The sequence below is a fragment of the Nocardiopsis deserti genome (genome assembly GCF_008638355.1).
Taxonomy (GTDB): domain Bacteria; phylum Actinomycetota; class Actinomycetes; order Streptosporangiales; family Streptosporangiaceae; genus Nocardiopsis; species Nocardiopsis alborubida.
The window spans coordinates 86359-109527 of record NZ_VWVS01000024.1; the positions used below are offsets into that span (position 1 = coordinate 86359).

The 23169-nt window shown below is 69.6% G+C and carries 18 protein-coding genes, 2 tRNA genes, 1 rRNA gene and 1 pseudogene; 13 read left to right on the forward strand and 9 right to left on the reverse strand.

The features are described 5' to 3' along the window. The first annotated feature begins 8 nt into the window (after positions 1-8). From FYW99_RS27890 to FYW99_RS27900, 3 genes are read left to right on the forward strand one after another with little or no spacing between them, the layout of a single operon-like run. A complete protein-coding gene (locus FYW99_RS27890) occupies positions 9-1895 on the forward strand; it encodes an ABC transporter substrate-binding protein (RefSeq protein WP_150255008.1) in 1887 nt (628 codons plus the stop codon). Between the two features lie 50 nt (positions 1896-1945). Further along, complete coding sequence (locus tag FYW99_RS27895) at positions 1946-3001, forward strand: DUF6807 domain-containing protein (RefSeq protein WP_150254981.1); 1056 nt, start codon at positions 1946-1948, stop codon at positions 2999-3001. Then, positions 2998-3741, forward strand: a complete 744-nt coding sequence (locus tag FYW99_RS27900; RefSeq protein WP_150254982.1) for a cupin domain-containing protein — start codon at positions 2998-3000, stop codon at positions 3739-3741. The genes FYW99_RS27895 and FYW99_RS27900 overlap by 4 nt, the downstream gene beginning before the upstream one ends. Positions 3742-4014: 273 nt before the next feature. Here FYW99_RS27900 and FYW99_RS27905 read toward each other — a convergent pair. Next, a tRNA-Leu gene (locus FYW99_RS27905) sits at positions 4015-4097 on the reverse strand. A gap of 230 nt (positions 4098-4327) precedes the next feature. Here FYW99_RS27905 and FYW99_RS27910 point away from each other — a divergent pair. The 8 genes from FYW99_RS27910 to FYW99_RS27945 all read left to right on the forward strand — a co-directional run bounded on the left by FYW99_RS27910 (position 4328) and on the right by FYW99_RS27945 (position 14131). Continuing rightward, on the forward strand, positions 4328-5095 hold the full coding sequence (locus FYW99_RS27910; protein ID WP_449289648.1) for an FhaA domain-containing protein: 768 nt from the start codon (positions 4328-4330) through the stop codon (positions 5093-5095). A 256-nt stretch (positions 5096-5351) separates the two neighbouring features. After that, a complete protein-coding gene (locus FYW99_RS27915) occupies positions 5352-5867 on the forward strand; it encodes an FHA domain-containing protein FhaB/FipA (protein ID WP_190394839.1) in 516 nt (171 codons plus the stop codon). Beyond that, positions 5864-7213, forward strand: a complete 1350-nt coding sequence (locus FYW99_RS27920) for a Stp1/IreP family PP2C-type Ser/Thr phosphatase (RefSeq protein WP_150254983.1) — start codon at positions 5864-5866, stop codon at positions 7211-7213. The genes FYW99_RS27915 and FYW99_RS27920 overlap by 4 nt, the downstream gene beginning before the upstream one ends. Positions 7214-7219: 6 nt before the next feature. Next, positions 7220-8629, forward strand: a complete 1410-nt coding sequence (locus FYW99_RS27925) for an FtsW/RodA/SpoVE family cell cycle protein (protein WP_150254984.1) — start codon at positions 7220-7222, stop codon at positions 8627-8629. Beyond that, positions 8626-10080 carry a peptidoglycan D,D-transpeptidase FtsI family protein gene (locus FYW99_RS27930; protein ID WP_150254985.1) on the forward strand — a complete coding sequence of 485 codons (1455 nt, stop codon included), beginning with the start codon at positions 8626-8628 and terminating at the stop codon, positions 10078-10080. The genes FYW99_RS27925 and FYW99_RS27930 overlap by 4 nt, the downstream gene beginning before the upstream one ends. Further along, positions 10080-11588: a serine/threonine-protein kinase gene (locus FYW99_RS27935; protein ID WP_150254986.1), complete on the forward strand. Its 1509-nt coding sequence runs from the start codon at positions 10080-10082 to the stop codon at positions 11586-11588. The genes FYW99_RS27930 and FYW99_RS27935 overlap by 1 nt, the downstream gene beginning before the upstream one ends. Before the next feature lie 78 nt (positions 11589-11666). Continuing rightward, a complete protein-coding gene (gene pknB / locus FYW99_RS27940) occupies positions 11667-13502 on the forward strand; it encodes a Stk1 family PASTA domain-containing Ser/Thr kinase (RefSeq protein ID WP_150254987.1) in 1836 nt (611 codons plus the stop codon). 374 nt (positions 13503-13876) lie between these two features. Continuing rightward, complete coding sequence (locus FYW99_RS27945) at positions 13877-14131, forward strand: cell division protein CrgA (RefSeq protein ID WP_013156232.1); 255 nt, start codon at positions 13877-13879, stop codon at positions 14129-14131. 246 nt (positions 14132-14377) lie between these two features. Here FYW99_RS27945 and FYW99_RS27950 read toward each other — a convergent pair whose 3' ends face one another. Beyond that, positions 14378-15298: a rhomboid family intramembrane serine protease gene (locus FYW99_RS27950; RefSeq protein ID WP_223839684.1), complete on the reverse strand. Its 921-nt coding sequence runs from the start codon at positions 15296-15298 to the stop codon at positions 14378-14380. A 37-nt stretch (positions 15299-15335) separates the two neighbouring features. Continuing rightward, positions 15336-15860: a peptidylprolyl isomerase gene (locus FYW99_RS27955; protein ID WP_150254988.1), complete on the reverse strand. Its 525-nt coding sequence runs from the start codon at positions 15858-15860 to the stop codon at positions 15336-15338. A gap of 406 nt (positions 15861-16266) precedes the next feature. Here FYW99_RS27955 and FYW99_RS27960 point away from each other — a divergent pair, with 406 nt between their 5' ends. Next, positions 16267-16893, forward strand: coding sequence for a hypothetical protein (locus FYW99_RS27960; RefSeq protein WP_150254989.1), 627 nt, complete (start codon positions 16267-16269; stop codon positions 16891-16893). A gap of 223 nt (positions 16894-17116) precedes the next feature. On the opposite strand, the gene FYW99_RS27965 is transcribed toward FYW99_RS27960, so the two are convergent. From FYW99_RS27965 to FYW99_RS27980, 5 genes and pseudogenes are all read right to left on the reverse strand, one after another. Next, positions 17117-17761: a DUF1707 and DUF4870 domain-containing protein gene (locus tag FYW99_RS27965; RefSeq protein WP_150254990.1), complete on the reverse strand. Its 645-nt coding sequence runs from the start codon at positions 17759-17761 to the stop codon at positions 17117-17119. Positions 17762-18182: 421 nt separating this feature from the next. Beyond that, a pseudogene (locus tag FYW99_RS32615) lies at positions 18183-18476 on the reverse strand (WhiB family transcriptional regulator); the annotation flags it as partial. Between the two features lie 899 nt (positions 18477-19375). After that, a tRNA-Ala gene (locus FYW99_RS27975) sits at positions 19376-19448 on the reverse strand. Positions 19449-19710: 262 nt separating this feature from the next. Then, on the reverse strand, positions 19711-19833 hold the full coding sequence (locus tag FYW99_RS32620; RefSeq protein WP_014912962.1) for a DLW-39 family protein: 123 nt from the start codon (positions 19831-19833) through the stop codon (positions 19711-19713). A gap of 183 nt (positions 19834-20016) precedes the next feature. Continuing rightward, a complete protein-coding gene (locus FYW99_RS27980) occupies positions 20017-20874 on the reverse strand; it encodes a helix-turn-helix domain-containing protein (protein ID WP_150254992.1) in 858 nt (285 codons plus the stop codon). A gap of 726 nt (positions 20875-21600) precedes the next feature. Between FYW99_RS27980 and FYW99_RS27985 the strand changes: the two genes are divergently transcribed. Then, positions 21601-21909 (forward strand): hypothetical protein, encoded by a 309-nt coding sequence (locus FYW99_RS27985; RefSeq protein ID WP_061082896.1) that lies wholly within the window; start codon positions 21601-21603, stop codon positions 21907-21909. A gap of 982 nt (positions 21910-22891) precedes the next feature. Here the strand turns inward: FYW99_RS27985 and rrf are convergent. After that, positions 22892-23007 (reverse strand): 5S ribosomal RNA (gene rrf, locus FYW99_RS27990). Positions 23008-23169: the final 162 nt, after the last annotated feature.

Consider the following 23169-nt stretch of genomic DNA (forward strand, 5'->3'; position numbering starts at 1 on the left):
CGGTCGTGATGACCGCCGGGTGCACCTTCCTCTCCCTCGATCCCGAGGTCGAGGAGGGCGAACGGGTGGAGGGCACCGGCGAGGCGCCGATGCTCGCCGCCCTCGTGGAGTCGGGCGACCTGCCCCCGCTGGAGGAGCGGCTGCCCGACGAGCCGCTGGTGGTGGAGCCCCACGACCGCGTCGGCGTGTACGGCGGCGAGTGGAACACCGCCATCCTCGGCGTGGGCGACTGGCCCTGGCTCGGCAGGACCGTGGGCTACGAGAACCTCACCCGCTGGGACCCGGAGTGGCAGGAGGTGATCCCCAACCTCGCCGAGTCCTGGGAGTACAACGAGGACGCCACCGAGCTGACCTTCACCCTGCGCGCGGGCCTGCGCTGGTCCGACGGCGAGCCGTTCACCTCCGACGACGTCGTGTTCGCCTTCAACGACATCTACAACAACGAGGCGCTGACGCCGGTCGCGGCCGCCGATCCCGGCACCGCGGAGAAGGTCGACGAGCAGACCCTCACCATCACCTTCGACGAGCCCGACGCCCTCTGGGCCGGGTACGACCTCCTCCAGTACCAGGTGGTGACCAAGCCCAAGCACTACCTGGAGCAGTTCCACATCGAGTACAACCCCGACGCCGACGAGCTGGCCGAGGAGGAGGGGTACGCCGGCTGGGTCGAGATGTTCGAGGACAAGGCCGGGGTGATCAACAGCGCCCAGTACTGGCAGAACCCCGACATCCCCACCATGTACCCGTGGCAGGTCGTGGAGCCGCTGGCCGACTCCGGGCGGATGGTGCTGGAGCGCAACCCCTACTACTGGAAGGTCGACACCGAGGGCAACCAGCTCCCCTACATCGACCGGGTCGTCTTCGACATCCTCCCGGACGAGGAGGTCATGCTGGTCAGGGCGCTCAACGGCGAGTTCGACATGCACTCGCGGCACTTCAACACCCTGGAGAACAGGCCCACCCTGGCCGAGGCGCGCGAGTCGGGCGGCTACGACTTCTTCGAGCTGCGGCCCGCGGAGATGAACACCGCGATGATCTCCCTCAACCTCACCCACGAGGACGAGGAGCTGCGCGAGACCTTCAACGACCGCGACTTCCGGGTGGCGCTCTCGCACGCCATCAACCGCCAGGACATCATCGACGTCGTCTACCGCGAGCAGGGCGAGCCCTGGCAGGGCGCGCCCCGCGAGGACAGCCCCTTCCACAACGAGGAGCTGGCCAAGCAGTACACCGAGTACGACCTCGACCTGGCCAACGAGCTCCTCGACGAGGCGGGCTACGACGGGCGCGACTCCGACGGCTTCCGCACGAGCCCGCGCGGCGAGACGGTGCGCTTCACGCTGTCGGTGCCCACGGACTTCCGCCCCGACATCGTGGACTCGATGGAGATGGTCGTCGGCTTCTGGCAGGAGCTGGACATCGACGTGGAGCTCAACACCGAGGACCGCTCGCTGTGGCAGACCCGCCGGGAGAACAACGAGCACGACGCCAACGTGTGGTCGGGCGACAACGGCATGATGGACGCGATGTACGACCCCCGCTGGTACGCGCCCACCCAGAGCGGGGAGTCCAACTTCGCCATCCCGTGGGCCCAGTGGTACGTCTCCGACGGCGAGGACCCGCGCTCCCAGGAGCCGCCCGCCGACGTGCGCGAGCACCTGGAGATGTACGACGCCGTCCAGGCCGAGCCCGACCCCGAGGCCCGCGAGGAGCTGATGCGCGAGTTCCTGGCGGCCTCCCAGGAGCAGTTCTACGCGATGGGCGTCAGCCTGAGCCCGACCGGCTACGGGATCGTCGCGGACCACTTCCACAACGTGCCCGAGTCGATGCCCTCCTCCGGCAACTACAACGACCCCGGGCCGACCAACCCCGAGCAGTACTTCATCGAGGAGTGACGGCCGCGGCCCTCCCCCCTCCCCCCCCACGGCGACAGAAGGGTAAGGACATGTCCGCGAACACCACGGCGACCACGGCAGGCGGCGGAGAACCCGCCGGGAGCGGCCTGGGGCTGGTCCACGAGCAGGGGCGCTCGCTGCGCCTGACCCACGACGGGAGCGAACTCGTCCGCTACGTGTACCGGCCCTGGGACGTGCAGCTGGAGTCGCCGCGCCCCTACCTCCACCCGATCCGCACCCTGGGCGGGGACACCGTCAGCCTGTACCGGCCGCACGACCACGTGTGGCACAAGGGGATCGCGTGGTCGCTGCCCAACGTCGGACCGGCCAACTTCTGGGGCGGCCCGACCTACCTCCGGGACACGGGGTACCGGCAGCTCGCCAACGACGGCTCGACAGAGCACCGCTCCTTCGACCGGATCGAGGCCTCACCGGAACGGGTCTCGATCGGAGAACGACTGGAGTGGGTGACCGAGCAGGGCGAGACCTGGTTCTCCGAGCGCCGGGGGCTGCGGTTCACCGCGGCCCCCGGCCGGGGGGCCTGGACGATGGTGTTCACGACCTCCTTCACCAACCTGACGGAGGAGGAGGTCGCCTTCGGCAGCCCCACCACGGAGGGACGGCCCAACGCCGGGTACGGAGGCCTGTTCTGGCGCGGACCCCGCTCCTTCAGCGGGGGCCGCGCCTACACGGAGGGGAGGGAGGGTGACGACGACCTGATGGGAACGCGGTCGCCCTGGCTGGCCTTCACCGGCCGCCACGACGGCACGGACGGGGCGTCGACGCTGACGTTCGTGGACGCCCCCGACAACCCCGGCCACCCCGTGAAGTGGTTCGTGCGCAGCGGGATCTTCGCCTGCGTGTGCCCGGCCCCCTTCTTCGACGAGGTGGTGACCGTCCCCGCGGGGGGCTCCCTCGCCTACCGTTACGCGGTCGTCGTCGCCGACGGGGACCGGGGCGCGGAGGGGGCCAGGGCCCTGGCCGACCTCGGCCTGGGCGAACTGGCGGACGCGGCCTCCGAGCGCGCCGCCCCCGGCCCTGTCCCGGGTGCTGGGGCGGGCGCCGACGGCGGCACGGGCGGGGACTCCGGCGGGGAGGCGCGATGAACGCCCCGCGCGTCCCCGGGTTCCCCGGCGGCACCGCCGTCTCCCACCTGCGGGTCTACGACTGGCCCGCCGTCGACGGTCGCGCGGGGGGCTCGCCCCACCTGCACACCGCCTCGGCGGAGGGGTACGTGGTGCTCCGGGGCGAGGGCGTGCTGGAGACCCTGAGCGGCGCGGGGTTCCAGAGGACCCCGCTGCGGCCCGGCAGCCTGCTGTGGTTCACCCCGGGGACCGTGCACCGGCTGGTCAACGACAGCGGCGACCTGGAGATCCTGGTGATCATGCAGAACGCCGGTCTGCCGGAGTCGGGCGACGCCGTGCTCACCTACCCGGACAGGATCCTGGTCGATCCGGACGCCTACCGCCGGGCCACCGTGCTGCCCCGGGCCGTCACCTCGGCCGAGCGTGCGGCGCGGGAGCGCCGGGACCTCGCCGTGGAGGGCTACCTGGAGCTGAGGGAACGGGTGGAGAGGGAGGGACCGGACGCGCTGAAGGGGCTGTACCGGGCCGCCACGGAACTGGTCCGGGACCGGGCCGCCGGTTGGCACCACCACGTCGACAGGGGACCGGTCCACCAGGCGCGGACCACCGTGCGACACCTGGAGGCGCTGGGCCGGGGTGACGGGGAACACCTCTCCGGTTCGGCCGTCTACACCGCCGACTCCCCTCCCGGGCCGCTGCGCAACGGTATGTGCGGGCACCTGCGGGTGTGGGACCTCGACGGGGCGAGGAGGGCCGACTGAGGAGGGGACGGGGGAACCGGAGCTGACGACACGGGTACCGGGACCGGGTTCGTGCGGGGATGCCGCCCCGTTCCGGTCCGTGGTGTGCTTCGGTTCCGGACACAGGACCGGAACCTGTGCGGAGACCAGGAAAGCGAGAACCCGGCGAAGCCGTCACGTGGCCCTCACCGAGTATCCTGATCCCACCTGGGGTACGAAGGGTTCGTCCCCGAAAAACAAACCGCGGGCTGCCGCGAGCCGACCGGAGGTCGGCGAGCAGCAACCCGCGCAACGTGGGCGAGGAGGGATTTGAACCCTCACATCCTTTCGGACACACGGACCTGAACCGTGCGCGTCTACCGTTCCGCCACCCGCCCGAGTGACATGCCATTCAGTTGTGTTGCCAGGTGAACCGGGCTTTTCGTCCGTTTCCCCCTGGCGACATGGATAAGGCTAGCACGGTCTGAAGGTGGGTCGCACACGCGTTTCGGACCACCGGTTCGCGGCCCTCGGGCGGCCGTCCCGGGGTGCGCCTGAAACCAGGGGCACCTTGGCCCGGTTACGATCGTCTACACATACGAAGTGGAGTACAAAAGGGAGGTACCTCGTGGGAGTGCTCCAACGCTTCGAGCGCAGGCTTGAGGGCATGATCGAAGGCACCTTCGCGATGGCCTTCAAGTCCGAGCTCCAGCCGGTCGAGGTGGCGAGCGCCGTCCAGCGTGAGATGGACGAGCGTGCGGCGATCGTCGCCCAGGGCCGCACCCTGGTGCCGAACGACTTCATCGTCGAACTGGCCACCAGCGACAAAGAGCGCCTCGAAGTCTACGCCGACAGCCTGGGGCAGGAGCTGTCCAAGCTGGCACGCGACTACGCGACGGAGCAGGGCTACTCCTTCGTCGGGCCGGTCCGCGTTCACTTCAGGTCCGACGAAGGCCTCAAGACCGGTCGCTTCCGCATCCGCTCCGGCGTCGTGCGCGGCACCATGGTCGGCAAGGACGGCGAGGTCCGCCAGCCGGTCGGCGACCCCGGCCCGAGTGGGGGCCAGCAGCAGACCGGACGTCCGCGCCTGCTGATCTCCCCCGGCGGCGCCGCCGCCGAGGGCGCCATCGCCAGCCACGGAATGCAGCAGTCCTTCGAGCTGACCACCCCGGTCACCCTGTTGGGCCGCGGCACCGACTGCGACCTTCGCCTGGTCGACAACGGCGTCTCCCGTCACCACGTGGAGATCCGGCTGGACGGCGAGGAGGCCATTCTGGTGGACAAGGGGTCGACGAACGGGACCTTCGTCAACGGACAGCAGGTCAGGCAGGCCCGCCTGGTGGACGGCAGCAGGATCAGCCTCGGCCGCACCACCATGACGTTCCGCCGCGACTGACGCCCGGCGGCGGATCCGAAAACCAACGCGGTTCCGTGGGCGTCTGACAAGGGGCGGGCCGGGCTCAGGCCCGCTGTCAGATATCCGGCCGGGAGGGTAGTCTCCGCGAAGACCTGACCGATCGGGCACAATGGCCGCGGCCGCAGGCCGCGTCCAGCGACCTCGAGACTCACCGACCCGAAGGTGGGCAGACATGGTGGCGGCGCAGATGACCGCCATCCCGGCCGAAGCACGACAGGGGCTGAAGAGCAGTTCGATGTCCAACTTGACCCTCATACTGATCAAGATCGTGTATCTCGCGGGGCTTTGGCTGTTCGTCCTCACCGCGATCGGTGTGATCCGCACGGATCTCTTCGGCTCCAAGAAGAAGCCCCGGAAGAAAACGCGCCCGGCGGCGCCGCGCCGGGACCGGGACCCCTCCCCGTCGTACTCCTCGGCGCAGCCCGCCCGGCCGCCCCGACAGCCCCGCGCGCGCCGGAACGAGCCCACGGCCCTGGTCGTCACCCAGGGGTCGCTCAAGGGCACCAGCGTCGACCTCGCCTCGCAGCCCATCCTCATCGGACGCGCCCCGGACTCCACGCTCGTCATCACCGACGACTACGCGTCCGGCCGCCACGCGCGCGTCTACTCCGACAACGGCCGCTGGTTCGTGGAGGACCTGAACTCGACGAACGGCACCTACCTCGGCCAGCAGAAGCTGAACCGCCCTCAGCCCATCACGGTGGGACAGCCCATCCGTATCGGCAAAACCGTCCTGGAACTGCGCAAATGACAATCGCTCTCCGATACGCGGCGTACTCCGACGTAGGATGCCTCCGCGAAGGCAACGAAGACTCCGGCTACGCCGGCCAGAACCTCCTCGCGGTCGCCGACGGCATGGGCGGTTACGCGGGCGGTGAGGTGGCCAGCTCCATCGCGATCTCCTCGATCCGCCGCCTCGACTCCGAGCCGCCCCGGTCCGACGAGATGGCCGAGGTGCTCCAGCGCGCCGTCGAGCAGGCCAACGCCTCCCTGTCGCGCAGGATCATGGAGGAGCCCCAGCTGGAGAACATGGGCACCACCCTGACGGCCATGCTCTGGGCCGGTCCGCGGGTGGCGCTCATCCACATCGGTGACTCCCGCGCCTACCTCATGCGCGGCCCCCGCTTCGAGCAGATCACCCACGACCACACCCTGGTGCAGACCCTGGTGGACGAGGGCAAGATCACCGAGGAGGAGGTCGCCACCCACCCGCAGCGCTCCCTCATCCTGCGCGCCCTGGACGGCAAGAGCCCGGTCGACCCCGACATCTCCATCAGCGAGGCCAAGGCGGGCGACCGCTACCTGCTCTGCTCCGACGGACTCTCCGGCGTGGTCAGCAAGAAGACCATCCACGAGACCCTCGCCACCGAGGCCGACCCGCGCGGCGCGGCCAAGAAGCTCATCGAGCTGGCCATCCGCGGAGGCGGCCCGGACAACATCACCGCGGTCGTCGCCGACGTCATCGAGGCCGAGACCGACAGCGAGGGGCCCACCCGCACCTCCCAGGTGGTCGGCGCCGCCGACCAGCGCCGCGAGAACGTCGACCAGGGCAACGACACACCCGCCAGACGGGCGCAGGAACTGCGCGGGGGATCCGGCGACACCGCCGAGATGGACCCCGTCCGGGACGAGCCCGGACCGGACGCCTACGCCGCGGGCGGCGCCTACCAGGAGTCCTACAACGGCGAGTACGACGACTACGAGGCTCCGCCGGCCGACCGGCGGAGCCGTCCGGAGCCCGAGTACCGCCCCAGACGCTGGTGGCCGATGGTGCTGGTGTTCCTGGTCGTGGTCGCCGTCGTCGCGGGAGCCACGTACTACTTCGGCAGCCGGTACGTGAACAGCCAGTACTACGTGGGCCCCTCCCCCTCGGGGGACACCGTCAGCATCTACCAGGGCATCAACACCGACATCGCGGGCTTCAGCCTGTCGGAGGAGGTGGAGGAGACCGAGATCACCCTGGACTCGCTCTCGGAGGCCGACCGCGGCTCGGTGGAGAACACCCTGCCCGCGGAGAGCCTGGACGACGCCCGGGCGAGCGTCGACGTGCTGAGCGAGGACGCGACCGGGGCCCGGGCCGAGGAAGGGTCCGGGTGAGCCCACGTGAGTAAGGCTTCCGAACCCGAGGCGCCGACCGCGCTGCCGCCCGTCAAGAGGCGCAACGCCGAACTGGTCCTCATCCTCTTCGCCATCGTCATCACCATGGCGGGCATCGCGATCGCGGGCGTCAACCTCAACGGCCAGGTCCCCTCCGCGATGTGGACGGTGGGCCTGACCTTCGCGGCCCTGTCGGCCGCCGCGCACGTGGCGATGCGCTTCGTGGCGCCCTACGCCGACCCGCTGATCCTGCCCTGCACGCTGTTCCTCAACGGGATCGGCGTGGCGATGATCTGGCGGATCCAGGCGGGCGAGGCCGAGGACATCGAGCGCGCCGGGGTCGGCTCGCAGCTGATGTGGACCGCTGTCGGCCTGGTCCTGTGCTTCCTCATCATCATCTTCCTCAAGGACCCCCGCGTCCTCCAGCGCTACACCTACGTCAGCGGTCTGGTCGCGATCGTCCTGCTCGCCCTGCCGATCATCCCCGGCCTGGGCCAGGAGGTGTACGGCGCGCGGCTGTGGATCGGCATCGGGCCGTTCACCATGCAGCCGTCGGAGTTCGCCAAGATCGCGCTGGTGATCTTCCTGGCGTCCTATCTGATGAGCAAACGCCAGGTCCTCCAGATCGTCGGCAAGCCGATCAAGGTCGGCCGCTTCACCCTCATCGAACTGCCCCGGGCGCGCGACCTGGCACCGATCCTGGTCGGCTGGGTGCTGGCCATCGGCATGCTGGTGCTCCTGCGCGACCTGGGCACCTCGCTGCTGCTCTTCGGCACCTTCCTGGCGATGCTGTACGTGGCCACCCAGCGCTCCTCGTGGGTGACCATCGGCCTGGTCCTGTTCGTCGGCGGGGCGTTCGTGGCCTACCTGCTCTTCTGGCACGTCCAGGCCCGCGTCAACATCTGGTTCAACGCCTTCGACCAGGAGGTCTACGACGCGGTCGGCGGCAGCGCGCAGCTCGTGCAGGGGCTGGTGGCCATGGCCTACGGCGGCCTCTTCGGCACCGGCCTCGGCGCGGGGGAGCTGTACAGCACCTTCGCCGCCGACAGCGACCTCATCCTCGCCACGATCGGCGAGGAGCTGGGCCTGACCGGCCTGCTCGCCATCCTCATGGTGCTCGGCCTGCTGGTGGAACGCGGCATGCGCATGGCGCTCGCGGCCACCGGCGCGTTCAACAAGCTGCTGGCCAGCGGTGTCGCCTTCCTCCTGGCGTACCAGGTCTTCATCGTCCTGGGCGGTTTGACCCGGGTGATCCCGCTGACCGGCTCGACCACGCCCTTCATGGCGGCGGGCGGTTCCGCGCTGATGGCGAACTGGATCATGATGGGGATCCTGCTCCGCATCAGTGACAACGCCCGGCGCCCCGCACCGCAGGCCATCCAGGACGAGGGCGCGACACAGGTGATCCGACGATGAACACACCGATCCGCAGACTCAGCATCTTCGCCTTCCTCCTGATCCTGATCCTGATGGCCAACGTCACCTGGCTCCAGGGCTTCCAGGCGCAGGCGATCAAGGAGGATCCCCTCAACCGGCGCCAGTTCACCGAACGGCTCAGCGAGGCCCGCGGCCCCATCCTGGTCGCGGACGACAACGTGGCCTACTCGGAGAACATCGCCGACGAGGGCCAGTCCGCGAAGTTCCAGCGCATGTACGAGGGCGGCGGACTGTACACGCCGATCGTCGGCTCCTTCCGCACCTACGGCGCCTCGGGCATCGAACTCACCGAGAACTCACTGCTCGACGGCACCGACGACCGGCTGGCGGTGCGCAACTTCCGCGACATCATCACCGGCCGCGAGCCCGAGGGCGCCCAGGTCCAGCTCACCCTGGACCCGGAGGTGCAGCAGGCGGCCTACGAGGGCTTCCAGAACCTGGGCGACAAGAACGGCGCGGCCGTGGCGCTCGACCCCAGCACGGGGGCGATCCTGGGCGCGGTGTCCTACCCGTCCTACGACGCCAACGAGGTCGTCAGCATCACCGACACCGAGGCGGCCGTGGCCAACTACACGGAGCTGGAGGCCGACCCGCGCAAGCCGCTGCTCAACCGGGCCCTGCACGAGTTCTACCCGCCGGGCTCGACGTTCAAGGTGGTGACCGCCGCGGCGGCCATGGAGCACCTGGACGCCACCCAGGAGAGCACCCAGGAGGCGCCCGACGTGCTGGAGCTGGGCGGGACACTGCCCAACGCCACCCCGGGCGGGACCTGCAACGGCGGCCAGCCCGACACCCTGGCGCACTCGATCCAGATCTCCTGCAACACCTCGATGGCCAACTGGGCGATCGAGATGGGCGGCGAGGCCCTGTCGGAGCAGGCCACCGCGTTCGGGTTCAACCGCGAGGAGGATCTGAACGTCCCGCTGTCGGTGATCCCGAGCAGCGCACCGGTGGAGACCGACCGCAACATCCTGGGCCGCGCCGGCATCGGCCAGTCCAACGTGCAGGCGACCCCGCTCCAGATGGCGATGGTCGCCGCGGGCGTGGCCAACTCGGGTGAGGTCATGAAGCCCTACGCGGTGGACACCGTGCGCGACTCGGACCTGTCCGTGGTCACCCAGACCAGCCCGGAGAGCTACTCGCAGGCGGTCAGCGCCAGCACGGCCGAGGCCCTCACCGAGATGATGACCCTGGTCACCGGGCCGGGCGGCTCGGGCACCAACGCGGCCATCTCCGGTATGGAGGTCGCGGGCAAGACCGGTACCGCCGAGACCGGCCCGGACAGCCCCACCCACAACTGGTTCATCGGCTTCGCCCCGGCCGACGACCCGCAGATCGCGGTCGCGGTCGTGGTCGAGTACGGCGGCAGCAGCGGCGGCGAGATCGCCGCCCCGATCGCCCGTCAGATGATGGAGGCAGTGGTTCAGTAGTGAGCGCCTACGAACCGTCTTCCCAGAACGGTCCCGGTGACCTCACCGGGACCGTTCTGAGCGACCGTTACCGCCTGGAGGAGCAGGTGGGCTCCGGTGGCATGGGTACGGTCTGGAAGGCCACCGACACCCTGCTCAACCGGCCTGTGGCGGTCAAGCTGCTGCACCCCTCCCAGATGGCCGAGCCGACGGCCAGGGAGCGGTTCCGCACCGAGGGCCGGATCACCGCCGGCCTCTCCCACCCCGGGATCGCCCAGGTCTACGACTACGGCGAGGAGAACGGCCGCGCCTTCCTGATCATGGAACTCGTGGTCGGCGAACCGCTCTCCCAGGTCCTGCGCGAGCAGGGCCACCTCAGCGCGGACCAGACCCTGGACTTCGTGTACCAGGCGGCCAAGGCCCTGGCCGCCGCGCACGCGCGCGGCGTGGTGCACCGCGACATCAAGCCGGGCAACCTGCTGGTCACCCCGGACGGCCAGCTCAAGCTGACCGACTTCGGCATCGCCCGCGGCGACATGTCGGTCACCCTCACCCAGACCGGCATGGTCATGGGTACCGCCCAGTACATCTCCCCCGAGCAGGCCTCGGGCAGGCCCGCGACCTCCTCCTCGGACCTGTACGCCCTCGGCGTGGTGGCCTACGAGTGCCTGGCCGGAACACCGCCGTTCACCGGCGACACCCCGGTGGCGCTCGCCCTCGCGCACACACGGGAGGAGCCGCCGGAACTGCCCGACGACGTGCCCGCGGACGTCGACCACCTGGTGTCCTCCCTGCTGCTGAAGGAGCCCGAGGACCGGCCCGCGTCGGCCAGCGAGGTCGCGCACACGGCCGCGGTGATCCGCTCCAACGCCGGAACCGGTCCGCCCACGCCCTCCACCGGCTTCCAGGGCATGGCCCAGACCGCGGTGGTGGGAGCGGTGACCGGACCCGGCTCGGGTGCGATGACGTACCGGACCGGAGGTCAGCCGACCACCGTCACCGGTCAGGAGGACGCGTCGGCTAGGCTGGCCGGGGCACCGGAGCGGCGCCGCCGCGTCAGCGTGCCCGTGATCCTCGCGGCCGCGGCCGCGGCGATCATCATCGCGGCCGCGGTGGTGGCCGGATTCCTGTCCAACGGGAGGTCCGAGGTGGACAACATGCGCGACACCGTCGACCCTCCCGCGGCGACCCCTTCTTCCTCACCGGAGGAGACCGAGGAGCCCGTGGAGTCCGCCCCGGCGGACGTCCCCGTGGCCCCGGAGGGCGACACCGGCTGGAACACGGAGCCGCAGGAGCCGGTGGAGAGCCCGATCCCCTCACCGGAGGAGGGCGACGAGGAGAGCGACGCCCCCGAGGACGGCGAGGACGACGACTCCCAGGGCGGCCAGAGCCCTCCGCCCGACAACGGCACCCCGGGACCGCCAGGGGGCGAGGAGACTCCCCCGGGCAACGGCGGGGGAGGCAACGGCGGCGGCGAGGACGGCGGCGGCGGAATCGGCGGCGGAGAAGGCCCAGAAGGCAGCACCTAGAGACCGTGAGCGAGAGTCGTTCAGGGTAGGCGGCGGCCCGCGGGCGGCCTCCGGAAGACACGAGGATCACTACACGACATGTCCCAGCCCCGGCTCCTCGGCGGACGCTACGAGCTCGACACCATCGTCGGGCGCGGCGGCATGGCCGAGGTCTACCGCGCACGCGACCTGCGTCTCGACCGGCTCGTCGCCATCAAGACCCTCCGACACGACATGGCCCGGGACCACATCTTCCAGGCCAGGTTCAGGCGGGAGGCGCAGTCCGCCGCCTCCCTGAACCACCCGGCCATCATCGCGGTGTACGACACCGGCGAGGACATGATCGACGGGGTGTCCATCCCCTACATCGTCATGGAGTACGTGGACGGGCGGACCCTGAAGGAGCTGCTGGACGACGACCGTCGCCTCCTGCCGGAGCGCTCGGCGGAGCTGGTCGACGGCATCCTCAAGGCGCTGGAGTACAGCCACGACAACGGGATCGTCCACCGCGACATCAAGCCCGCGAACGTGATGCTGACCCGCGGCGCCGACGTCAAGGTGATGGACTTCGGCATCGCCCGGTCCATGGACGACAACCAGGCGACGATGACGCAGGCCTCCCAGGTCATCGGCACCGCCCAGTACCTGTCCCCGGAGCAGGCGCGCGGCGAGCGGGTGGACCCGCGCAGCGACATCTACTCCACGGGCTGCGTGCTCTACGAGCTGCTCACCGGCCGTCCGCCGTTCACGGGCGACTCGCCCGTCTCGATCGCCTACCAGCACGTGCGCGAGGAGCCGATCCCGCCGAGCGATATCGACCCCCAGATCCCCCACTGGCTGGAGGACGTCACCCTCCGGGCGATGACCAAGAACCGCGAGGAGCGGTACCAGAACGCGGCCGAGATGCGCGCGGACATCCAGCGCGGCCTGGCGGGGATGCCCACCCAGGCGGGCACCATGGCCATGGCCGCCGCCGGCGCCACGACGGCGATGCCGCCCGCGCCCGCCGACCGGTACGACGACTACGACGACTACGACGACTACGACGACCGCTACGACGACCGCGGGAAGAACCGCGGCGGCAAGACCGCGCTGTGGGTCCTGCTGGGCGTCGGCGTGATCGCCTCCCTGATCCTGGTATTCGTGCTGTTGAGGATGGGCGGGAGCCCCGAGACGGAGACCGCCGCGGTGCCGGACGTGGCGGGGTCCACCGTCGCGGAGGCCCAGACGTCCCTCAGCGAGGCGGGCTTCGACAGCGTCACCCAGGAGCAGCAGGCGAGCGAGGACGTCGAGGAGGGCCAGGTCATCGAGACCGACCCGCCCGCCGGCGACGAGGTCCCGGTGGACGAGGAGATCGTCCTGCACGTCTCCAGCGGCCCGGACGCCATGGAGATCCCGTCCGTGGAGGGCCAGTCCGAGTCCGACGCGACCGGCACGCTGAACGACGCGGGCTTCGAGAACGTCACCTCCGAGCAGAGGGCGGACGACAGCGTGCCCGAGGGCCAGGCGATCGGCACCGACCCGAGTGCCGGGGAGTCGGTCGCGCCGGACACCGACATCACGCTGCTGATCTCCTCGGGCCCCAACGAGGTGCAGGTGCCCGACCTGGTCGGCATGACCCGTGATGGCGCGGAGTCGGCGCTGGCGCAGAGGGACCTGAGCGCCTCCTTCTCCGAGGAGCCGAGCACGGAGGGGCCGGTCGGCACGGTCATCCGGCAGGACCCGGGGTCGGGGCAGAGCGTGGCGCCCGGGAGCACGGTGAACGTCGTGCTCGCGACCGAACCGGCCACGGAGGAGCCGCCGCCCGGCGGCGACGACGGCGGGGAGTCCCCTCCGAACGGGGGCGGGGAGACCCCTCCCGACGGTGAGAACGGCGGCGAGAGCCCTCCCGGCGGTGACGACGGCTTCGAGTTCCCGTCCATGCGCAGGGACTGAGGGAGCGGACGTGACAGCGGGCCGTTCCGTGCGACAGCACGGGGCGGCCCGCCGCCGTGTGCGGGCGGTCGCCGCGAAGCGGACGGATTCCGTGCAGGAGCGGTCGTCGTGTACGGTCCCGTGTCCTGGAAGGATGCTCATTCGCGGCCCGGCAGAGCGGACCGCACCACGGGGACCGGCTTCGTCGGCGCGGTGGCGGGCGGTGCGGGCGTCGGCGTGCGGAGTGCTGGGGAGGCGCCGCCGAAGAAGGACCCGGCCCGGCGTCCCCGGAAGCTGACGCGGATCCGGTGCGTCCCGCCGGTGACGGGGGCTCCCCCCGGGGCGTAGACTGTGTTCTCGTTCAGGAACCCGCCCCACGTACTGGAGCAGCGACCGTGCCCAAGTCCCGCAGCGATCGCAAGAAGAAGGCCGTCTACACGCCGCCTCCTTCGAAGGAGAAGCCCAAGGTCAGTCCGCGCTGGCTGGCACCGGCCATGCTCGGCTTCTTCACGCTGGGCATCCTGTGGATCGCCGTCTACTACATCGCGGGCAGCCAGATCCCCTACATGCAGGACTGGCAGAACTGGAACCTGCTGATCGGCTTCAGCGGCATCATCGTGGCCGTCATCCTGTCCACGCGCTGGCACTGACCCCTCGGCCGGGCGGTCGGATCGCCCGACGACGACCGCGGGCCCTCCTCCGGGTGCTCTCCTCCACAGGCATGTCCGCACCCCGATGAACAGCAACGACACGGGTTTTCCACAGAGTTATCCACAGGCTGTGGGTAGCTCTCTTCGGCATGCCCGCACACGTCGGGGACCAGGGGTCGCGCAAGGGTGTCCGTGAACGTCGGGGCCCCGGAGGAAGTCTCCTCCGGGGCCCCGACCCCTTCCCCGTCAGCCGAGGATGATCAGCGGCGCCGCGGCCACCAGGGCCACGAGCAGAGCGGCGAACGCCGCCGCCAGCAGGACGTGCGTGACCGTGCGGGCCCGGTTCCCGGCGGACTTTCCGGGCAGATAGGCGAACACGGCGCCGAGCACGAGCCCGGCGACCAGTCCGCCGATGTGCGCGGTCCACGAGATGTTGGGGACCACGAAGGTCAGCACGAGGTTGACCGCCAGCAGGACGCCGATCATGCGCAGGTCCAGGCGCAGGCGCCTGCCGATGACGAGCACCGCCCCGAACAGGGCGAAGATCGCTCCGGAGGCGCCGACCGAGAACTGGTTGGGCTCCGCCAGGAGGCTGAGCACCGATCCCGCGAGCGCGCCGAGCACCCACAGGGTCAGGAAGCGGACGTGTCCCAGCCAGCGCTCCAGCTGCGTTCCCAGCAGGTACATGGCGTACCCGTTGAACAGCAGGTGGAAGATGCTGCCGTGCAGGAACGCGGCCGTGAGGAGCCGGTACCACTCGCCCGGGACCACCCCGAGCAGGGTTCCGTCCTCGACCCGGCCGATGCCGAGCATGGCGAACTCCCAGACCAGTGGCGAGGCGCCCGCCTGCCCGATCGGGGTGGACGTACCCAGCTGGGCGAGGAACCCGGCCACCATCATGCCGAGGATCGTCCAGGTGACGTACGGCTTGGCGACGGCCCTGCCTCCGAAGGTGGTCCTGGCCCGACGCACCCCGCGGTTCCCCTCCGAGACGCAGCCGGGGCACTGGAAGCCCACGGACGCCTCGACCATGCAGTCCGGGCAGATCGGCCGCTCGCACCTGCTGCAGCTGACCCCCGTCTCCCTGTCGGGGTGGCGGTAGCAGGTGCGCGGGGCCGGGCGCTCCGGCTCCGGAGCCGCTCCGGACGGCGGTGGGGATGCGGTCATGGGCGGGTTCCTCCTCGGAGCCGGGGCGCCGTCACCGCTATCGGGTGATCTCGACGCTGTTGATCACCACGTCCTCGGTGGGACGGTCCTGGGAGTCGGTGTCGACCTTGGAGATCGCGGTGACCACGTCGTCCCCCTCGACGACCTCACCGAAGATGGTGTGGCGGCCGTCGAGCCAGTACGGCTTGTCCACGGTGACGAAGAACTGCGAACCGTTGGTGCCGGGGCCCGCGTTGGCCATGGCCAGCAGGAACGGGCGGTCGAAGCGCAGGTTCGGGTGGATCTCGTCCTCGAACTTGTAGCCGGGGCCGCCGCGGCCGGTGCCGAGCGGGTCACCGCCCTGGATCATGAAACCGTCGATGACGCGGTGGAAGATCGTGCCCTGGTACAGGCTGTTGCTGGAGGGCTTGCCCGTGGTGGGGTCCACCCACTGCTTCGAGCCCTCGGCCAGGCCGATGAAGTTGGCGACCGTCTCCGGCGCCTCCTTCTCGAACAGCCTGACGACGATGGTTCCCTTGGAGGTGTTCAGCCGCGCGGTGGGCTGAGCCGTGGAGTCCGACACCTACGTACCTTTCGATCGACTTCGTTTACGTGCTCACGTTACCCGTCCGTCCCCCGGGCTCGTCCTGGATCCGCCGCGGTTCCGCGGCGTCCGGGCAGCTCGCCGCTCCTCCGCCCGCCGCGGCCGGGGCTCCGTCCTCGGCGGGACGGACCTTCCTTCACCGTGGGTGTCCTCTCGGTTCCGCAGGGCGGTCCTCCCTCCTCCCGGGCCCGCCGTTCGCGGCGGGCGGACAGGAGAAAAACCCTCGGGCGGTGTCGAAACGAAGATCACACACGGAGAGGACGTATGTTGAGATAACACCCGGGTAACGGGTAAGGACGACGGGGAAACCATCCGTGTGGCGTCGAGCGTCGGCCTCACCGGATGGAGACCGTAGAACCGGTGAACGACCGAAGGAGCTGACGACGTGCCTATCACTTCCAAGCGACTCAAGGCACGCAAGAAAGAGACTGAGGCGAGCCTCGCCCGCCTACAGGGCATGGCCCGGGAAAAGGCCCGGGAACAGGCCGACCGGCTTGGCCCGTATGCCGACCAGGCACGCGACCAGGCCGCTCTGAAGCTCCTCCAGGCGCGCGGCTGGACCGCACCCCGGCTGGAGAACGCCGCGCTGCGCGTGGAGGACACCGTGGCACCGCGGGTCGCCGAGGTGCTCACCGCGGCCGCCCACCGCGTGGACCCGAACCCGGGTCGCCGTGGGCTGATGCTGTTCCGGCGGGGCAACCGCCGGGTCCCCCGGGGAATTCTGATCGGCGGCGCCGCCGTGGTCGGCGGCATCGTCGTGTACTCGCTGGTCCGTATGCGCCAGGCGTCCCAGGACGCCGAGTGGCAGGAGCACCTGGACCAGGCGCGCGACCAGGTCCGCGAGACGCGGGAGAACCTGGAGGAGCGGGCCTCCGCGACGGCGGACAAGGCCACGGAGGCCGCGGAGGAGACCGCCAAGGCGGCCAAGACCGCCAAGAACAAGACCAAGGAGACCGTTCGCACCGCCGCGGGCGAGAACCGTGCCAAGGAGAACGGCAAGCCCGGACACTAGGGCTGTTCGCAGGAGCGACGAGAGACGGACAGCCGTGCCGTGCGGGGGAGACCCCGCCCCCGGACTGGCTACCCTCCCTCCCTGCCGGGACGGATCCCTCCGTCCCGGCTTCGTCGTGCCGGGGAGTCCGTCGGGGGGTGTCCGGAGGCGGCGTGTTCGAGAACCGCCGCGTCCCGGAGGCGGCTTCCCTCCCGGACACCCCGCCCCGGCTCCGGCCGGGCCCTCAGGGGCCCTTGAGGACGCGGATGGTCAGGGGGTAGCGCCAGTTGTGGCCCAGGAGGCTGGAGATACTGGCGATGGCCGGGAGGATCGCCCAGCCCAGGGCGACCGCCAGCGTCACCAGCAGGGGCGCGACGAGCCAGAAGAGGGCCAGGCTCGTGAGCCCGGTGATGACGCAGAAGAGCTGGAAGTTGAGCGACTCCATGGCCTGGCGCCGCACGTAGGGCGAGATCCGGTCGCTCACGAGGAGGAGCACCAGGGGGGCGATGACGGGGAGGAAGTAGTTCCCCGCGTGCCCGACCGCGGCCACGACCCGTTCGGCCGAGGTGCTCGGCAGGGGCTCGCGTGAGTCCGTCCTCTGGCGGCCGCCCTGGCCGGTGAACAGGCCGAACGGGCCGGTGGCCGCTGCCTGGGGCGTCCCCGCGGGGGTGACGCCCAGGTCCTCGGTGAGGGGGGCCAGGTCGGCCCCGAACTTGGCCCGCATGGCCCTGTCGGTGCGCTCGTCGAGTTCCTCCTCGTCGAGCTGACCGCGGCCGAAGGCCTCCTGAAGAACCGTGATCGCGGCGTCGCGTTCGGCGTCGGTGAGGCGGATCTGCGGCCTGGCCTGCGGTTCCCAGGGGCGCCTCGCCGGATACTGAGGGTCCTGCACAGCCACTCCCACTCCCAACGGCGACGGGAGTACGGCACGGTTCGGCCGTACTCCCCTCATGATGCGCCATAGGAACGGCTACGGCTATCGGGGCCGTCCCTGATCCTCCCCTGATCCGGGCCTCCCCCTTTCGGTGGAGACCGCATCGACTTTCGTCTGCTGGGTTTCCGGCTCCCAGGACGCCGGGTTGCCGGAACTCGGAGCCACCGGCTGCCGGGCTACCGGGGCTCCCCTCCCCGGAAGCCCGTTGTCACCGAGCGGCGACGGCGGCGGGGATCCGGGTCGGGACCGGTGCGAGGGCCCTGGTCGATTCCGCGGACGGAACCGAAGCCGGAGCGGCAACCGAGGCCGTGACCGGGGCCGGTCCCGGGGCGGGGGACGAGGTCAGGGCCGGGACCGCGACCGGGGTCGGAACGGTCGGGGGGTCCTGCTCGGCCTGCTCCCGCTCGTACTGGCGCTCGGCACTGGTGAGCAGTTCGTGCCAGTTGGTGACGTCCTTGCGTCGGCGCAGCAGGGCGCGGCGCTCACGTTCGGTCATGCCTCCCCAGACACCGAACTCGATACGGCCGTCCAACGCCTCTGCCAGGCACTGCGTCCGGACCGGACAGCCCCGGCAGATCAGTTTGGCGCGGTTCTGCGCAGCACCCTGCACGAACAGCGCGTCCGGGTCGATCTCGCGGCATTTGGCACGGGCCGCCATCTTCTCATTCCACATGTTGCCCCACTCCCAAGATCAGCATGTGTGGTGATCGGAATCCGCCGACTGGCGCGACCGTCGGCGGGTGAGGAGACGCGGGCCGATCCGAGGACGGTGGTACGAGGCCGGGCGGGGGCCGCCAGGCTCGCCTTCGGGGGTCGATCGTTTCGGCGCGCTGTCTTCCTCGTTGTCGCTGGTGTCGAAACTACGGTTCGTCCCAGTTCACCAACAGACCCCAAGAGGCCTATTTCTCATATGGCCCAGTAGGACCATTGCACTTAGGGGAAGTGTCATCATACACACACGCAGAGTAACTGCATATGGTAGAAGCGAGCCTGAGGCACGAAGACGCCAGGACACCGCCCCGGCTTTCCATTCCATGCGCGATGACCTGCGGGTTCATAGCGTCCGACCGGTGGGACCGGGTACCCGGACGCGACCGGGCGAAGTGGACTCTGCGTCATCCATGTCATCCGAACGGGCTATACGGACCCCTCGGTCGCACACATGGTGGGACCACGCCGTCCCCCCATTTTCCACCGTGGGGGACGAACCGGAACTACCGATTAGTAACAAAGTCAGTTTCGTGGACTTCGGCGAAGGAAGAGGTTTTCCAGGTCGACACGAAACGCCCATTACGCCTTTTCGCGACGTATCCGCCATGGTCCGCACGGCTCGCGCGGGAGGGGCGGAAGATCCTCCCGCGGAGGGGCACCACGAGGGCTCGACCGCGTCCGGAGGCACCGCACCGGGCGACCGCCCCCGGGTTCTGGGAACCGAGGGCCAGAGCACAGGAGAGGCCCCGAGGTGACGGGCTCCGCCACCGCGCGGCCCGCAGCCGACCCAGTGCCCCAGAAGGAAACGGGGACCCCCCGTAGGGAGTCCCCGTCACAACGCCTGTCTGCGCTTTTCCTGGGTGGAGCCAAGGGGAGTCGAACCCCTGACCTCCGGTATGCAAAACCGGCGCTCTGCCAGCTGAGCTATGGCCCCATGAGCCCGGGCACAAGCCCTGGTCACTCTGGAGAGCATACCTTCATCGGAGGGCGGTCCCGCTCACCCGACCGGGGTCCCACACGCGGAGCCACGGTTCGGAGCTGAGAGCAGCACAAAGCCGTGGGTCGCACCTCGGGATTATTCGGCCCACCCACGTCTTCGTGTCACTCACGAGCGGGCCGGGACGGCGCGCGCGCCAGTCCCCGGTTCGCCCTGTGGAAGCCCCACGGCCGCGTCAGGCGGCCAGGAGGTCCGTCGGTCAGCTCTCGCTGGCCGCCGTGGCCTCGGTCCACAGGTCGAGCTCGGCGCGGTCCGCCTGGATCTTGCGGTAGACGGCGAAAGCCCCGAGGGCCACCAGCGCCAGAACGATGATCTTCTTCACTGTCTGGACCCTTTCGTTGATCCGGTGCGTCAACGCGGGCTCCCGTCCGGGACGGGGGCTCCGCGGAGAACTTTATGAGGTTGTCACCAAGCAGACTAGCAAGCCGCCGGGAGCGGTCCCCGCCACAGTGGACCGATTTCCACCAACTTCTGGGCCCGATACGTGAAGAGCGCACGCGGGACCTCAGGTCAGCAGTGCCATCCGACGCAGAATACCCATACTGGCCTGCGGGGAGGCCGCGATCCGAGTGAGTTCGGACCACACCCGCTTGCAGGCCGCGACCGACTCCTCCGCCTCCACGATGGAGCCGCCCTGGGTGGCCTCGACGTAGGCCAGGGCGGCCTCGTCCTCGTCGAACTCCAGGACGGAGAAGGGCCCCGCGACACCGGGGTGCGGGCCGGCCGAGGTCGGCAGCAGCTGCACCGTCACCCGCTCGGACCCGGTGGCCAGCTCCACGATGCGGCTGGTCTGCGCGCGCAGCAGTTCGCGGTCCCCGGACACCCGTTGGAGGGCGTCTTCCTCGACGATGGCGTGGTAGCGGACCAGGCCCCCTGAGGAGCCGAGGTCGGGGCCGCCGTGGTCCAGGACCTCCTGACGCTTGAGGTAGGCGGCCACCATGCGTTCGACGGTGCGCTCGCCGTGGCCCAGGGCCCGCGCCACCGCCGCGGTGTAGTCGGGCACCTGGAGGAGGTCGGGGACGAGTATGCCCGCGTAGGCCTGCACGGAGACGGCGCCCGCCTCGTTGCCCACGTACGCGGAGGACAGGACGTCCTCGTACTCGGTCCACCACGGGCGGAGACGGGACTCCCGGACGAGGGTCAAGATGGCCTCTCGCTGCCCGCCGGTGACGCCGTACAGGCGCAGGAGGGCGGAGATCTCCATGACCGACGGCCACTTGCGGATGCCGGTTTCGATGTGTCCGAGCTTGGCAGGGGACCACTCCAGCTCGTCCGCGACATCGCTGAGGGTCATACCCGCCCGTACGCGATGGCGGCGGAGTTCGGCGGACAGCCGTCGACGACGGACCGTGGGGCTGGTCATAACGATGATCCCATGACGCAGAGTGGCGGAGGTGTACCACCAGAGAAACACGCTACCTAGCATCTAGCAATGAGTTTCTAGAAAACAGCTGCCGATTCGATGCATTACGGAGGGCGGAAACCCGGGTGGGAGAACGACAAACCCGTCTTTTGTCATGAGGGCGAGAGCCGGGGGAGAGCTGGAGGGGGTCGGGAGGGTGAAGGGGAGTTGAAGGCGTACGAGGACACGTGAGGTGCGGCAGGAGCGGAGCGGAACTGGGAGCGGAAGTGGAGGTGCGAGCAGAGCAGGATTGGGGGCGGAGGTAGACCGTGGGAAGGACGAGGGCTGGAGGAGAGGTACAGAGTGTTTCTCTGGGCGCTTGAAAAACAGGAACAACAGGGACAACAAGGGCAACAGGAATAACAAGCGCACCAGACAAGTTAGCCAGGAATGACATCAGTCGCAGGCCCTTCAGACCCTCAAGGCCCCTGGGAGGCCCGGGTTCCCGGGACGCGACCGGAATCCACGGGAGGGTCGGGGCCGCTGGCGTGTTGCGGGTCCGTATCTCCGCGGGTGCGGTGACCTCAGAAGTGCGGTGGCTCCAGAGGTGCGGTGGCTCCAGAGGTGGGAGGACCGCCTGGTTGCCCCTGTCCTGTATGTCTCACCTTGATGCCAGCGTGGAGAAACAGCGTACGATGCTTGAGGTGCCTGCCTCGGCGGGCGTAACCGTACACATAGAGGACACCCATGAGCTACCCCATTGACGACGCCGAGCAGCTGATCGCGAACGCGGAGGCGGAGATGCCGCCGAGCACCCGCTCCCGTCTCATCGCGAAACTCCGGATGGGGAAGCACATCGACGAGGCGGCGGCTGAACTCGATGTCAGCCCGGCCCAGATCTTCTCGACCGGCCGTATTCTCACGGCCTTCGGCGACCAGCTCGACTTCACGCTCACCGAGCAGCGAGACCCCTCCCTGCCGCATGGAACCGTCACCGGGTACAACAAGCGGTGCCGGTGCCCCGAGTGCCGGGGAGCCCTCCAGCAGCGCGTCTGAGGCGCTGCTGGGGGTGTTCTGAGACGCTGCCGGGGGCTGGGGGACGGGAGCGCAGCCCGGGGGCGAGCGCGACGGGGGGTATCGAACAGCCGTTGCGTCGTGTGTGTCCTGTGCGCCCTGCCGCGGGGAAGCTGACCGGGACAGGTTTCGGTTCCTTTCGGCTGAGGTTCCGGGGTGATCTGGTGGGTCCTTCAGCTGATCCGGTGGGCTCCTCGGGCCTGAGAAGACCAAGCCGACCACCTGCGCTAACGCCTCGTTAACCGAGACTTCCCGAACCAATACGGCGCACACAGGCTTATCAGCCCCCGGTTGGGGAAAATCGCAGATCATGAACGAGTACGTGGACTGGTCAGCGATGAGCGAAGAAGACTTCTTTGCGCTGCTGCGGCAGCTCATCGACATTCCGGAAGCCGACGAGGACTAACCAGAAGCAGTCCCCCGACGCGGGCCCCCACCCCTTCACCCCCAGGCGCACAACGAGGCCGTGACCACGGTGTTCAGCGTGCGCCGAGAAGGGACTTCCGTGACTCGCGCTTCCGCGTTGCGCCTGTTGTCGGGCTCGGCTGCCCGTCGGGCCCGGTGAGGAGGACGTGCACGTCCCTCGTCCACCTCTGCCGTGACGGTGCCTGTTCCTCGCCTCTGAGGAGGGCCCGCTCCTCGATCCCCGCGGCCCGGGGTCAGCGGGAGCGTCGTCCGCCTCACCCACGAGAGGTCTCGCCCGCTGGAGGCGGGGCGTCAGCCGGAGCAGCTTCCCGCAAGGGCCTCGTGTGGGTTGTCCACAGCACGCAGCACGCCCTGGCCCCGGCAGGCCCCACACGGTTGACTGGAAACAGGGGGCCCACCCACACCCCCGCACCACCACCCGCGTTCACAAACGCACAAACACACCCACAAAAAAGAAGGGGCCGCCCCGTAAGACGACCCCTCCCCCCACAAAAAAGCAGGGGACCGCCCACAGACGATCCCCCACCCTCACAAAAAACCGTGGCAGCGACCTACTCTCCCACCCCACCACAGGGCAGTACCATCAGCGCAAAGAGACTTAACGACCGGGTTCGGAAAGAGACCGGGTGTGACCCTCCAGCAATAACCACCACGGAAACCACACCACCCCGAACAACTCAACCCACCAACCCGGCAAGGAGTCATCCACGGCGGAAATCCGTGAAAAGTGTGCGCGAACATCCAATTATCTGCAGCGGACAAGCCCTCGGCCTATTAGTACCGGTCAGCTCCACCCCTCACAGGGCTTCCACACCC

Excerpts from the sequence above, each read along its gene's own strand:
- FYW99_RS27930 (WP_150254985.1), top strand. The coding sequence starts at position 8,626 with ATGAACACACCGATCCGCAGACTCAGCATCTTCGCCTTCCTCCTGATC.
- FYW99_RS27900 (WP_150254982.1), top strand. The coding sequence starts at position 2,998 with ATGAACGCCCCGCGCGTCCCCGGGTTCCCCGGCGGCACCGCCGTCTCC.
- pknB (WP_150254987.1), top strand. The coding sequence starts at position 11,667 with ATGTCCCAGCCCCGGCTCCTCGGCGGACGCTACGAGCTCGACACCATC.
- FYW99_RS27890 (WP_150255008.1), top strand. The coding sequence starts at position 9 with ATGACCGCCGGGTGCACCTTCCTCTCCCTCGATCCCGAGGTCGAGGAG.
- FYW99_RS27915 (WP_190394839.1), top strand. The coding sequence starts at position 5,352 with ATGTCCAACTTGACCCTCATACTGATCAAGATCGTGTATCTCGCGGGG.
- FYW99_RS27895 (WP_150254981.1), top strand. The coding sequence starts at position 1,946 with ATGTCCGCGAACACCACGGCGACCACGGCAGGCGGCGGAGAACCCGCC.
- FYW99_RS27920 (WP_150254983.1), top strand. The coding sequence starts at position 5,864 with ATGACAATCGCTCTCCGATACGCGGCGTACTCCGACGTAGGATGCCTC.
- FYW99_RS27980 (WP_150254992.1), bottom strand. The coding sequence starts at position 20,874 with ATGACCAGCCCCACGGTCCGTCGTCGACGGCTGTCCGCCGAACTCCGC.
- FYW99_RS27950 (WP_223839684.1), bottom strand. The coding sequence starts at position 15,298 with ATGACCGCATCCCCACCGCCGTCCGGAGCGGCTCCGGAGCCGGAGCGC.
- FYW99_RS27985 (WP_061082896.1), top strand. The coding sequence starts at position 21,601 with ATGAGCTACCCCATTGACGACGCCGAGCAGCTGATCGCGAACGCGGAG.